General features: G+C 63.7%; 11 protein-coding genes. 7 read left to right on the top strand and 4 right to left on the bottom strand.

Going from position 1 to position 12,850, the window contains the following annotated elements; genetic code table 11:
- Positions 1 to 56 precede the first annotated feature (56 nt).
- From ACSU1L_RS06455 to ACSU1L_RS06445, 3 genes are read right to left on the bottom strand one after another with little or no spacing between them, the layout of a single operon-like run.
- The gene (locus tag ACSU1L_RS06455) at positions 57 to 701 is read right to left on the bottom strand and encodes a TetR/AcrR family transcriptional regulator (protein ID WP_439255127.1); all 645 of its coding nucleotides are present in this window, start codon (positions 699 to 701) and stop codon (positions 57 to 59) included.
- Positions 702 to 716: 15 nt separating this feature from the next.
- Positions 717 to 2,375 (bottom strand): AMP-binding protein, encoded by a 1,659-nt coding sequence (locus ACSU1L_RS06450; RefSeq protein WP_439255126.1) that lies wholly within the window; start codon positions 2,373 to 2,375, stop codon positions 717 to 719.
- Positions 2,376 to 2,391: 16 nt separating this feature from the next.
- On the bottom strand, positions 2,392 to 3,180 hold the full coding sequence (locus ACSU1L_RS06445) for a nuclear transport factor 2 family protein (protein WP_439255125.1): 789 nt from the start codon (positions 3,178 to 3,180) through the stop codon (positions 2,392 to 2,394).
- A gap of 103 nt (positions 3,181 to 3,283) precedes the next feature.
- Here ACSU1L_RS06445 and ACSU1L_RS06440 point away from each other — a divergent pair, with 103 nt between their 5' ends.
- Both ACSU1L_RS06440 and ACSU1L_RS06435 read left to right on the top strand, forming a co-directional pair.
- Complete coding sequence (locus ACSU1L_RS06440; protein WP_439255124.1) at positions 3,284 to 4,060, top strand: SDR family NAD(P)-dependent oxidoreductase; 777 nt, start codon at positions 3,284 to 3,286, stop codon at positions 4,058 to 4,060.
- A gap of 14 nt (positions 4,061 to 4,074) precedes the next feature.
- On the top strand, positions 4,075 to 5,109 hold the full coding sequence (locus tag ACSU1L_RS06435; RefSeq protein ID WP_439255123.1) for an MBL fold metallo-hydrolase: 1,035 nt from the start codon (positions 4,075 to 4,077) through the stop codon (positions 5,107 to 5,109).
- A gap of 32 nt (positions 5,110 to 5,141) precedes the next feature.
- Here the strand turns inward: ACSU1L_RS06435 and ACSU1L_RS06430 are convergent, their stop codons facing one another.
- Positions 5,142 to 7,217 carry a 3-hydroxyacyl-CoA dehydrogenase NAD-binding domain-containing protein gene (locus ACSU1L_RS06430; RefSeq protein WP_439255122.1) on the bottom strand — a complete coding sequence of 692 codons (2,076 nt, stop codon included), beginning with the start codon at positions 7,215 to 7,217 and terminating at the stop codon, positions 5,142 to 5,144.
- Positions 7,218 to 7,419: 202 nt separating this feature from the next.
- On the opposite strand from ACSU1L_RS06430, the gene ACSU1L_RS06425 reads away from it, so the two are divergent.
- The 5 genes from ACSU1L_RS06425 to ACSU1L_RS06405 are packed head-to-tail and all read left to right on the top strand — an operon-like array spanning position 7,420 to position 12,840.
- On the top strand, positions 7,420 to 8,922 hold the full coding sequence (locus ACSU1L_RS06425; protein WP_439255121.1) for a CoA-acylating methylmalonate-semialdehyde dehydrogenase: 1,503 nt from the start codon (positions 7,420 to 7,422) through the stop codon (positions 8,920 to 8,922).
- Between the two features lie 5 nt (positions 8,923 to 8,927).
- Positions 8,928 to 10,073, top strand: coding sequence for an acyl-CoA dehydrogenase family protein (locus ACSU1L_RS06420; protein ID WP_439255120.1), 1,146 nt, complete (start codon positions 8,928 to 8,930; stop codon positions 10,071 to 10,073).
- Positions 10,070 to 11,128, top strand: coding sequence for an enoyl-CoA hydratase/isomerase family protein (locus ACSU1L_RS06415; RefSeq protein ID WP_439255119.1), 1,059 nt, complete (start codon positions 10,070 to 10,072; stop codon positions 11,126 to 11,128). Before ACSU1L_RS06420 ends, ACSU1L_RS06415 begins: the two co-directional genes overlap by 4 nt.
- A 15-nt stretch (positions 11,129 to 11,143) precedes the next feature.
- The gene (gene mmsB, locus ACSU1L_RS06410; protein WP_439255118.1) at positions 11,144 to 12,052 is read left to right on the top strand and encodes a 3-hydroxyisobutyrate dehydrogenase; all 909 of its coding nucleotides are present in this window, start codon (positions 11,144 to 11,146) and stop codon (positions 12,050 to 12,052) included.
- An 11-nt stretch (positions 12,053 to 12,063) separates the two neighbouring features.
- Positions 12,064 to 12,840 carry an enoyl-CoA hydratase gene (locus ACSU1L_RS06405; protein ID WP_439255117.1) on the top strand — a complete coding sequence of 259 codons (777 nt, stop codon included), beginning with the start codon at positions 12,064 to 12,066 and terminating at the stop codon, positions 12,838 to 12,840.
- Positions 12,841 to 12,850: the final 10 nt, after the last annotated feature.

Below are 12,850 nucleotides of genomic sequence, written 5' to 3'. Positions count from 1 at the left end.
ACGGCCTTCGAGTATCTCGTTAGCGTTACCGCCGGGATACCGGAATTCCCAGACCCTTAGGTGACCGACTGCATGCCGGGCAGTCCGGCGCGTACGAAGTTGGTGCAGGTCTTCGAGAGCTCAGCGGCTGATACCGTGCCCGAGCGATACCACGTGTAGGGCCAGCAGATCGTGGCCAACACCATATTGGCCACGAGTCGAGTGTTGGAGTCCGCTGCCAGTGAGCCTTCGGCTTTGAGCTCTTCCAAGAGCGCGATCAGTGCATCGTCGTATGCATGCCGGGCTTCGCGCACGCTCTTCAGGCGGTCGCCTTCGAGTCGATGCCATTCATGGTGGTAGACGGCCACACGGGTGACGTTGAGCGCGAGGTAGGTGACCTGCGCTTCAACGAAGTGCAGCAGCCGCTCCAGCGCGGGCACATTTTCCTGCTGGCGGGCTTCATCGAGCTGAGCGCGAGAGACTTCGTGGACGTCCTCCACGATGCGGTAGAGAAGGTCCTCCTTCGACTTCATGTAGTAATAGAGGCTCCCCTTGAGCAGCCCTGTCGCGCGCGCGATGTCATCCATCGAGGTCTGAGCGTATCCCTGACGGTGGAAGAGGTTCTCGGCGATCTCCATGATCTGCTGAGCGCGTTCAATACCCTTCGCTGTGCGCGGGGAGTTCCGTGCGGCCTCGGAAGCCACATTCGTCGTGCTCGCCATAAGTTCCTCCGTCTATCAGTCTGTCGTGACTCGCGCGTTCGAGCGCGGTGCCGTGTGGATGCCGTCGCGATCGAGTTCAGCGATCAGGTGATTCTGCAGCTCGAACTTCTTCACTTTCGTTCCCGACATTGGCCATTCGACCACGAAACGTATGTATCGGGGAACTTTGTACGTTGCGATCTGATTGACGCAGAACTCGATGATATCTGCCTCGGTCGCTGCCAAGTTCGGGTTCAGCTCGATGAAAGCCGCCGGCACTTCACCGTAGCGAGCGTCCCGCACGCCGACGACCTGAGCAACCCGGACGGCCGGATGGTGCACGAGCAGGTCTTCGATCTCGATGGCGGCGACGTTTTCGCCTCCAACCTTCAACATGTCCTTGTAACGGCCACCATAGATAAAGTTGCCGTCCAAGCGGCGGGCTGCGCGGTCGCCGGAGTGGAAGAATCCCTCTGCATCGAAGACAGCGGCGTTGATCTCCGGTGACTTGTAGTAGCCCTGGAAAAGGGCGTAGCCGCGGTAGCAGAGCTCGCCGAATTCTTCGTCAGGCACCTCGTTGCCGGTGTCCGGATCCACGATCTTGGCCTCCATGCCGGGCACGACGCGTCCCAGGGTGTTGACCCTGACCTCGAGTGGGTCATCAGGGTGCCCCATGGTCAGATTGCTGGCGGTCTCAGTCGCCCCGTAAGAAGTCACCTGGGGAGCCCACGGCATCCGGTTCTCGAACTGTGTCATGCGTTCGGGTGTTGCGATGTTCTGGACCACGCGCACGTGAGAGAGATCGGAGGTCGCGAACTCGGGGTGGTCGAGGATCGGAAGCCATATAGCCTCGAAGGCGGGGTAGAGCACGGTGCACTTCTCGTCCCGGATCGTGCGCAGTGCCTGGCCCGGCTCGAAGTGGCCGGCGTGGCAGTACGTGGCGCCGATCGTGAAGCACGCGAACATCGGGACGATGCCACCGCAGTGGAACAGCGGAAGCGGGTCCCAGAATGCGTCGTCCTCGGTCAGGGAGAAGAAGGACTGCGCGACGTTCGGGCCGTGGCGGGAGATCGACTCATGGGTGAGGAGACATCCTTTAGGCCGCGAGGTCGTTCCCGAGGTGTACATGAGGAGTGCGATGTCGCGTATGCGCACCCGGTTCTGGCGGTTCTTGAGCTCATCGAGCGAGATCCCGGCTGCTGCGGCATCGAACTGTGCACGTGTCAGGAACGAGTCCACGCGTCCGGAGAAGTCCACGACGTGCCGCAGTGTGTCGCCGATCGATTCGTACGCGTCACCCGGCGGCGGGTTGAGCACGCGATGAACGAGACGGGGGTAGTCGGTGCCGGCATCGTCGGCGTTCACGAGGAGGATGCTGAGATCGGCATGATCGATGATGTAGCTTGCCTCGGCCTCTCTAAATCGGCCGTTGATCGGTACGCTCACCGCTCCGACCTTCGCGGTGGCGATGAGGGCGAGCACGAAATCCAGGCAATTGTGCATCAGGATGCCGACGTGGTCTCCCGAGCGCACGCCCAGTCCGATCAGGCTTGATGCGAAGGCATCGGTGCGCTGCGCCAGTTCTGGATAGCTCAGCCGCACGCCTGACGGCATGACAAGAGCGATCCCGTCGTTCGTGGCCGCTTGCCGATCGACGATGTCGCCGAGCGGACTGGTGGGGGGTGTCAGGGGCATGCTCGTGTCCTCTGTCTTACTTCATCGCGCGCAGTTGCCGGTGTACCGCGACGCGATTGCTCGCGCCACGCAGGTCGTTCACGGTGCTGCCTGTGAGGTCACCGATCGCGCCGACCCAAGTCTGGACGGTGCAGCCCAGCAGCTCATCGTCGTCCGGCAGGCCACCTTCGTACGTGCCGATGATCTTCGCATTGAAGCCCACTCGGTTCGCCTCAGCGACGACGGCGATCAGCTCTGTCGTGATGATTCGGATGCGGGGCTGTTCGGCCTGTGCGAATCCGGTGTCGAGTCGGGATTCCGCCGGCGGCCATGCTTCGAGGCCATTCAGCCAGGAACGCACGGTTGGCGCCGCAGCGGCGGATGCGCTCGGACTCGCATCCTCATGCCCCGACCAGGGGTCGACCGCAACCGGGGGCACCGGGTCGCTCACTCCGGCCTGGAGCTGACGGCGTTTGCCGTAGTGGTCCTGTTCCACCCAGCATTCCACGAGCCGGCTGCCGGCAGCGCGGTAGATGCCCATGCCGATCCAGGAGGCCTCGTTGTCGGGGTGACGCGATGACCGACCGTGTTCGCTGAAGAGCACCGCTGTCTTCTCGCCGTCCGTGACGAGTTCATGGATGCTGTAGCCCAGCTGGGGGAACTGTTCCATCTGTAGCTGCACAGCAGGAAGGTAATGATCGTCGCGTCCTACGAGCGTCTCGGTGCCCACGTGCAGGGTGTAGTCATCGCTCATGATCTCCAGCGGCACAGCGAAATCGCGGCTGTTCACGAATCCGTACGCGTAGCGACGCAGTACTTCGATCATCCGGTTCAACTCCTCATCGAGTGGATATTCTTAGGGTACACCTTATTCGACCAAACGAACGGTCGAACGTGTATGGTCGAACATGCAGACAGAGGGGGCATGAATGGACAGCACAACTTTGCGCGGCCGTGCCGCGCTTGTCACCGGTGGTTCCCGGGGGATGGGCCGTGCGATCGCCGTGAAGCTCGCTCGCCAAGGCGCAACGGTCGCATTCTCATACCGTAAAGACGGCGATGCCGCCCGTGAGGTCGTGGCCGAGGTCGAGGCGTTCGGCGGACGTGCGGTATCGATTGCCGGTGATCTGCGTGCCCCTGGTGCCGCTGGTGATCTCGCGCGCCGAGCTGCGGAGGAAGTCGGGCCGATCTCGGTGTTGGTGAGCAATGCCGGGATGGCGTCTCGGGGGCACACGGTCACCGAGAGCTCGCGAGACGAGTACCAGGACATGCTGCAGATGCATGCCTTTGCCGTCGTGGAGATGGCCGGGGTCGTGCTTCCGGGGATGCGCGAAGCCGGGTCGGGCAACATCATCGTCGTCACCAGCAACGTGACGATCTCGCTGCCGGCCAACACCGCCCCATATGCGGTGGCAAAGACTTCCGCGGAATCCATCGTGCGGGTGCTGGCGATGGAAGAGCGAGCCAACGGCATCCGAGTCAATGCTCTCGCGCCCGGGCTGGTCGCCACAGACATGGGCGAGCGTCTCGTCCGCGCCAGCGTTGACAGCACGCTCGACTCCCTCGCTGACGCCTATCCGTTCGGGCGCGTCTGCCGCCCCGAGGACATCGCCGATGCGGTGGCGTTCCTTGCTGCGCCTGATTCGTACGTGACCGGCCAGCGACTGGTCATCGACGGCGGAGGCCCGGCGCTGCCGCTTTACTGACGAGAGGGATGATGATGACTGCCCAAGACTGGACGACACCCGGGGCGTGGGAGATCGCGCCCGATCTCTACCGGATTCCGCTCGCAATGCCCAGCAACGGTCTGCGCGCGGTCAACGTCTACGCTTTCCGTGCGGGCGATCGCGTCACTATCATCGACTCCGGATGGGCAGTTCCCGAAGCGCGTGCGCAGCTCGATGCCGCACTGCAGAGCATCGGTCTCGGGCTACACTCCATCGACGAGTTTCTCATCACCCACTCCCACAGTGATCACATCACCCTCGGCGTGCAGTTGCGCGCAGAGTTCGGGATGAAGCTCAGCGTCGGCAAAGACGAGGAGCCGAACATTCGGGCCGTAATGGAGCACTGGTTCAACGGTTTCAAAATGAACTTCCACCGGCTGCGTGCAGCAGGTGCCGGCAGCGTCGCGGATGCGATGCATGCTCGGATCGAGGCGAATCCCGATGCCGAGCGGATGGCCGAGGAGTACTTCGAGCTGCCCGATCGCTGGCTCAACGACGACGACATCATCACGGTCGGTCGGTACCGATTGCGTGCGATCGCGACACCGGGGCACACCCGCGGACACCTCGTATTCGCTGACGAGGCTGCACGGATCATCGTCACCGGTGATCACGTGCTGCCCACGATCACGCCATCGATCGGATTCGAAGCCCAGCGCAACGGATTGCCGCTCAAGCGTTTCCTTGAATCTCAGGAAGTGATGCTCGCGCTCCCAGATCTCCGGGTGCTTCCCGCGCACGGAGCCGTCACCGACAGTCTTCACGCGCGATCTCGTGAACTCATCGAATATCATGAGCAACGTCTCGACGAGTGCTTCGCCGCAATGCAGAGCGGAGCGGCTGATGCGCTCGAGGTTGCCCGGGCCATCGGATGGACGAGGCGCCTGCGACACTTCGATGAGCTCGACGAATTCAATCAGATGCTTGCGGTCACCGAGACCATCGCTCACCTTGATGTGCTCGCTGACCGCGGGCTCGCTGATGAGGACATCATCGACGGTGTGAAGTTCTACCGACTGGGGCAGTAGGCATCGGCGCACTGCCCCAGTCGATCCCTCGCTCAACTGCCTGGGGATACCAAGCGTGATTCGTCTGCGAATGATGCACCAGAGTCTGTCAGCTGGGGCAGGCGGGAACCGATGGGAAACGCGTTCTCGCCGAGTTCGGCGCAACGCGCGATGACCCAGTCGAGACCCTGCTGGTCAGCCCAGTGGTACGGGCCGCCGAGCGCCCTCGGGAAGCCAATCCCCAGCACGGATGCGACGTCACCATCAGTGGGATGGAGGATAGTTCCATCGTCCCAGCACAGGAAGCCCTCAGTTGCGAATGCGAGCAGCAGTCGGTCAGCGATGGACTGCTGGTCCATATCGCTCGGCGTGACCGCCAGCGTCTCAACAACCAAGGGATTCACGCCTGCGCGCTTGCCATCCTGATACGTGTAGAAGCCTGCCCCGAAACGTCGCCCTTCCACTCCCACCGCAATGAGAGATTCGAGGGCGCTGCGCACCACGGCGACGTCTAGCCTGCCGGCCATGACGGGCTCGGCGACCTGGGTGATGCTGGCCTTCACGACCAGATCGAGCGTTGCCTCATCGTGCGCCTGGAGTGGGCCAACGGGAAAGCCTGCAGCTTTCGCGGCACTATCCACAGCATCCGGAGCTACGCCGTCAAGCAGGAGGCGCACTCCCTCCATGAGCCAGCGCGCATACACCCGTGACGTGAAGAATCCGGGCTTGTCTGCTACCACAACCGGGAGCTTTCCGAGTGAGCGCGCGAGTGATCCCGCGCGCTCGACGGTCCCCACAGAAGTGCCACTGTGTGGCACGAGCTCGACCAGCGGCATCCGCTCGACCGGGGAGAAGAAGTGCATTCCGAGGAAACGCTCGGGTGCTGCTACAGCGGACGCCAGGCTGCCCACCGGGATAGCAGAGGTATTGGTCGCCACTAGTGTTTCGCTGGAGACGATGTCGCTCACAAGTGTAAGCGTCTCGCGCTTGACTTCAGGCAGCTCAAATACTGCCTCGATGACAGCATTCGCTGACTCAAAGCCAGCCCATTCCGTCGTTCCAGCCCAGTTCGCGATGAGCTCTTCCTTGCGGCCGGGGTCACTGCGGGTGAGGACGCGATCGACGTAGGAGCGGGCACCGTCGAGCTTGTCATCAGTCACGTCGCGGACGACCGCGGAGAGGCCGCGACCCACCGCGGTGGCAGCGATGCCGGAGCCCATTTGTCCGCCTCCGACGACCCCGACGCGCTGAAATGCCGCGCCGGTGCCGCGGCTGCGTCGTTTGATGTCGTTCTCTGCCGTGAACAGATGGATGCGCGCCTTCGCCTCTGCGGATTCGACGAGGGCAATAAATGATGAGCGCTCGGCCGCGCATCCGGCTGCATACCCGTCTGTGATCCCGGCACGCACGGCGTCGATGATGGCCCCCGCAGCCATGGAAACCGCGTCCCCTCGCCGCGCTACGAGCGCGGCGAGGGCGATGGTCGTGTCCTCGGCGACGACCGCGCGAGGCATCTCGCGGTCGGTGAGGCGCTGAGCCGTCGCAAGCGCTACCGCGAGCAGGTCATCGTCCGCGATGGCGGCCACGAGCCCGATCTCTTGCGCCGTGGCCGCATCGATCGTCCGTCCACTGAGGAGTAAGTCGAGCGCTGTCGTCGTGTCGACGAATCGTCGGATGAGCTGGGTTCCTGCGCCGCCGGGGATGAGGCCGAGCGTGATCTCTGGCAGGCCGAGGATCGCGTTGGGGGCCGCGACGATCGCGTGCATGGAGAGTGCTACTTCAAGTGCTCCGCCGAACGCCGCACCGTGCACGGCTGCGACATAGGGCTTCGGGGAGTCGGCGATCTCGGCCATGAGCTGATGCACGGAATCGAGGAAGCCATCGGCGTCGGGGCGGGCGACGAGTTCGGGAAGCCAGGAGACGTCTGCCCCGGCGCCGAAAGCCCCGGGCTTTCCGGAGGTCAGCACCACGGCGGAGATCGTGTTGTCTTCCGCTACGGTGCGCACCTGCTCGCGGAGCTCTACGAATACCGACTCATCCACGACGTTCATGGAGCGGTTGGGGTAATCGAAGGTGAGAACGGCGATGCCGTCATGATCCATGCGTGTGATCCGTGCCGTGACGTTCATGAAACCCCTATCTACCAACCGACCAGTCGATTATACTATTGCACTCACTCGGCGCGCGTGCAACAGCGGCGCCGGGCGGGGATCGATGCAGGTGGGGTCCCGCGGCATAGTGGACCGGTTGACAATAGTTGGTCTTCCTATTATATGGTTGGGGCCACCAGGTATGCGCTGCGACGAATGCACCGCGAAAGGACTCGTCACAATGACTCGTGAACTTACCCACTTCATCGGCGGCAAGCACGTCGCCGGTACGTCCGGACGTTTCGCGGATGTGTTCGATCCGAGCACCGGTGAGGTGCAGGCACGGGTACCGCTGGCGAGCACGGAGGAGATGTCCGCCGCGATCGCGAACGCGGAAGAGGCTCAGGTCGGGTGGGGTGCGACGAACCCACAGAAGCGTGCCCGTGTGCTGCTGAAGTTCCTCGACCTGATCGCGAAGGACGCACCGGAACTTGCCAAGACGCTGTCGCGCGAGCACGGTAAGACGGTTGATGACGCACTGGGTGATATTCAGCGTGGTGTCGAGGTGATTGAGTTCGCAGCCGGCGCTCCGCACCTTCTTAAGGGGGAGTACTCGACCGGTGCCGGCACCGGGATCGACGTCTATTCGATGCGTCAGCCGCTCGGTGTCGTGGCGGGTATTACGCCATTCAACTTCCCGGCCATGATCCCGCTGTGGAAGATGGGCCCGGCGCTCGCCGCCGGTAACTCCTTCATCCTCAAGCCCAGCGAGCGCGACCCCTCTGTGCCATTGCGCATCGCGGAACTTTTCCTCGAGGCAGGTCTGCCAGCTGGCGTGCTGAACGTCGTCAACGGCGACAAGGTATCCGTTGATGCGATCCTGCATGACGAGCGGGTGAAGGCTGTCGGGTTCGTCGGTTCGACGCCGATCGCGCAGTACATCTACGAGACCGCCGCCCAGAACGGCAAGCGCGCTCAGTGTTTCGGCGGCGCGAAGAACCACATGATCGTAATGCCGGATGCTGACCTCGACCAGGTTGCTGACGCTCTGATCGGCGCAGGCTACGGTTCGGCAGGCGAGCGTTGCATGGCGATCTCGGTCGCTGTTCCGGTAGGCAAAGAGACCGGTGACGCGCTCGCCGCGAAGCTCACCGAGCGTGTCAAGGCGCTCAGGATCGGCCCGGCCCTCGCCGATGGCGTCGACTACGGGCCCCTCGTCACGGCCGAGGCGCTCCAGCGCGTCGAGGGCTACATCCAGACGGGCATTGACGAGGGCGCAACGCTGCTCGCCGATGGCCGTGGATACACGGTCGAGGGGTACGAGAACGGGTTCTATCTCGGCCCGACGCTGTTCGATAACGTGTCGACCGACATGACGGTGTACAAGGAAGAAGTCTTCGGCCCTGTACTGTTCATCGCGCGCGCTGACGACTACGAGCAGGCACTCGCCATGGCGAGCGATCATGAGTTCGGCAACGGCGTCTCGATCTTCACACGCGACGGCGACGCTGCCCGCGACTTCTCCACACGGGTGAACGTCGGCATGGTCGGCGTCAACGTGCCGATCCCCGTGCCGATCGCCTACCACACGTTCGGCGGGTGGAAGAAGTCCGGTTTCGGTGATCTAAATCAGCACGGCCCTGATGCCTTCCGTTTCTACACGAAGACGAAGACGGTCACGAGCCGTTGGCTGTCGCACGACCTCAAGGAAGGCGCGAGCTTCGTCATCCCGACGATGCACTGACTGCCATGTCGAGCACGATCATTGAGGAGCGCGCCGCACTCGTCGGCGCCGTCCGCGACTTCGCCGAGACCGAACTCGTCCCGTACGCCGCGAAGTGGGATGCCGAGAAATACTTCCCGGTCGACACGTTGCGCAAAGCGGGTGAGATGGGTCTCGGCGGCATCTACGTCCGCGAAGACGCCGGCGGATCCGGGCTCTCGCGCTCGGATGCCGTCGCGATTTTTGAGGAGCTCGCGAAGGGCGACACGACTATCGCCGCCTACATCTCTATTCACAACATGGTCGCGTGGATGATCGATACGTTCGGTGACGACGCGCAGCGGCAGCGCTGGGTCCCCGGGCTCGCTGAGATGTCCGCGCTGGGTAGTTACTGTCTCACCGAACCGGGCGTGGGTTCTGATGCGGCGGCGATCACGACCTCCGCGATCCGCGACGACGATGAGTATCTCATCAACGGTGTGAAGCAGTTCATCTCGGGCGCCGGCTCTTCTGCGGTGTACATCGTGATGGCTCGCACCGGTGCTCCGGGTTCACGGGGCATTAGCGCGATTGTGGTTCCTGACGGGACGCCAGGTCTGAGCTTCGGTCCGAACGAGGAGAAGATGGGCTGGAACGCACAGCCCACCCGTCAGGTGTTCTTCGACAACGTCCGCGTGCCGGTCACGCATCGGCTCGGCGAGGAGGGCGACGGCTTCGGCATCGCCATGAAAGGCCTCAATGGCGGGCGAGTGAACATGGGCGCCTGCTCGCTGGGAGGTGCCCAGTGGGCGTTGGACCGCGCGACGAGGTACGTGCAGGAGCGTCACGCTTTCGGTGGTCCGCTCTCCGATAACCAGTCGATCGTGTTCACGCTCGCGGACATGGAGACCGAGTTGCAGGCAGCCCGCGCGCTGCTCCAGCGCGCGGCGGAGAAGATGGATGAGGGAGCGCCCGACGTGGCAGTGGCGTGCGCGCTCGCGAAGCGATTCGCGACCGACGTGGCATCCTCCGCGGCCAATGCGGCCCTCCAGCTCCACGGTGGCTACGGCTACCTCAAGGAGTACGGCATCGAACGCGTCGTGCGCGACCTGCGTGTGCACCAGATCCTGGAAGGCAGCAACGAGATCATGCGACTCATCGTCGGACGTGAGCTTCTGGCGGCGACACGATGAGCGACGTCGCCGAACATGACGTGCTCTTCGAGCAGCGCGGACGGCTCGGACTGATCACGCTCAACCGTCCGAAGGTCATCAACGCCCTGAACCATGCGATGGTCATCGCGATGAGTGAGGCGCTCACCCGCTGGGCTCAGGACGATTCGATCCAGACGATCGCGATCACGGGAGCAGGCGAGCGCGGCCTCTGCGCCGGCGGCGACATCGTGGGCCTGTACGAGGACGCACTGTCTGGCGACGGCTCCGCCTCCGCACGGTTCTGGTACGACGAGTACCGTCTCAACGCACAGATCGCACGTTTCGCGAAGCCTGTCGTTGCGATCCAGGACGGTATCGTCTTGGGCGGCGGCATCGGGATATCGGCCCATGCTTCGCATCGGATCGTCACCGAGCGCAGCAGGCTCGGACTGCCAGAGGTCGGTATCGGCTTCATTCCCGATGTCGGTGCCACCTGGCTCCTCTCTCGTGCGCCGGGCCAGATCGGCACCTTCGTCGCGCTGACTGCGGGCTCTGTGGGCGCAGCGGACGCGATCGCGATCGGGCTCAGCGACGACTTCATCTCATCCTCCAAGATTCCGAAACTCCTGAAGGCGCTGGAAACGACGGATGCGGCCGAAGCGATCCTGCTGCTCGCAGCGGATCCGGGGATAGCTCCGCTGGTCGCGAGTCGCCCGTGGATCGACGATGCGTTCTCCGCGCCGGGCGTTCCGGAGATCGTGGGACGTCTGCGCACTGTCGGTAATCCGGAGGCGGAACGCGCCGCGGACGCCATTGATGGGAAATCGCCGCTCGCGCTTGCGGTCACCCTCGAATCACTCCGCCGGGCGTCAGCTCTGACGAGCCTTGAGCAGGCGCTCGATCAGGAGTATCGAGTTTCTCGTCGTGCACATGCCGCTCCCGACTTCGCTGAGGGCGTGCGTGCGCAGGTGATCGACAAGGATCGCAATCCAATTTGGGAGGCATCCAAGGCTCTGTCACCAGACACCATCGATGCCTACTTCTTGCCACTCGGCGACCATGAACTCGGACTGGCTCCCGCCACCGGCCACTGAAAGAGAGCACAAGTCATGACCAGCATCGCATTCCTCGGCCTCGGGCACATGGGCGGCCCGATGGCAGCCAACCTCGCCACCGCAGGTCACCGCGTCATCGGGTTCGATCCGATGCCGAAGGCCCTCGCCACCGCGCGAGAGCACGGAATCGAGATCGCAACGGACTCCATTACCGCAGTGGCGGACGTCGACATCGTGATCACCATGCTGCCCACGGGCGGGCATGTCATCGCCGCCTACCAGGGCGACGGTGCTCACACCGGTCTGCTCGCCGCGGCGAAGCCCGGAACACTGTTCATCGACTGTTCGACGATCGCCGTCGACGAAGCACGTACGGCGCACGACCTCGCGCTCGCGGCTGGCCACCGGGCGGCGGACGCTCCGGTGTCCGGGGGAGTCGTCGGCGCGGAGAAGGGTACCCTCGCGTTCATGGTGGGGGCGAGCGATGAGGACTTCGAATCCGCGCGGCCGATCCTGGAAGTGATGGGCGGACGCATCGTGCACTGCGGTGGGTCGGGGCTGGGGCAGGCGGCGAAGGTCTGCAACAACATGATCCTCGGGATCACACAGATCGCGGTCGCCGAGGCCTTCGTGCTCGGCGAGCGACTCGGGCTCAGCCATCAGGCACTGTTCGATGTCGCATCCAACGCCTCCGGACAGTGCTGGGCGCTGACGACGAACTGCCCCGTCCCCGGCCCCGTGGCCACCAGCCCCGCGAACAACGACTACGAGCCCGGCTTCGCTGGCGCTCTGATGTCGAAGGACCTCGGCCTGGCAGAATCGGCCATCGAGCTGACCGGGGTAGACGCGCAGCTCGGGCGCCACGCGCGAGAGATCTACCAGGCGTATGCCGACGGTGATGGCGCGCGCAAAGACTTCTCCGGAATCATCAACACGATCCGTGCGCAGAGCGCGGACGCCTGACAGGAGCGATAGTGAGCGACTACGAAACGATCATCACCGAAACCAAAGGCCGCGTCGGCTGGATCACGCTGAACCGTCCCGAGGCGCTCAATGCGCTGAACGCAAAGCTCATCGGCGAGGTCGTTGCGGCGGGAAAGGCCTTCGACGATGATCCCGCCATTGGCGCGATCGTGATCACCGGTTCCGCGAAGGCATTCGCGGCGGGAGCGGATATCAAGGAGATGGCGGACAAGGGGTACATCGACATGTATCTCAACGATCCCTTCGCCGACTGGAACGACTTCGGTCGGCTGCGCACCCCGGTGGTCGCTGCCGTGGCCGGGTTCGCACTCGGTGGCGGATGCGAGCTTGCGATGATGGCAGACATCATCCTCGCCGCTGACACCGCGAAGTTCGGGCAACCCGAGATCAACCTCGGTGTCATCCCCGGCATCGGTGGTACTCAACGGCTCCCTCGCGCGATCGGCAAGTACAAGGCTGCGGAGCTGGTGCTCACCGGACGCATCATGGGTGCCGAAGAAGCTGAGCGGTCAGGCCTCGTCTCACGCGTCATCCCTGCCGATGAGCTGTTGGACGAAGCAGCGAAGGTTGCTGAGACGATCGCATCGAAGTCTCTCCCGGTTGTCTATGCGGCCAAGGCTGCGTTGCTGGCGGCAGAGGAGACCACCCTCGCCGAGGGCATGCGGTTCGAGAGGCAGGCGTTCGCTGCAACGTTCGCCTTGGATGACCAGACCGAGGGCATGGCGGCCTTCCGCGACAAGCGCGCCCCGGTCTTCAGCCACCGCTGAGAACCTGATG

Source organism: Microbacterium sp. A94 (assembly GCF_051842855.1).
GTDB lineage: Bacteria > Actinomycetota > Actinomycetes > Actinomycetales > Microbacteriaceae > Microbacterium.
Note: the sequence above shows the minus strand (reverse complement) of the source record. Positions and strands in the feature narration are given on the sequence as shown.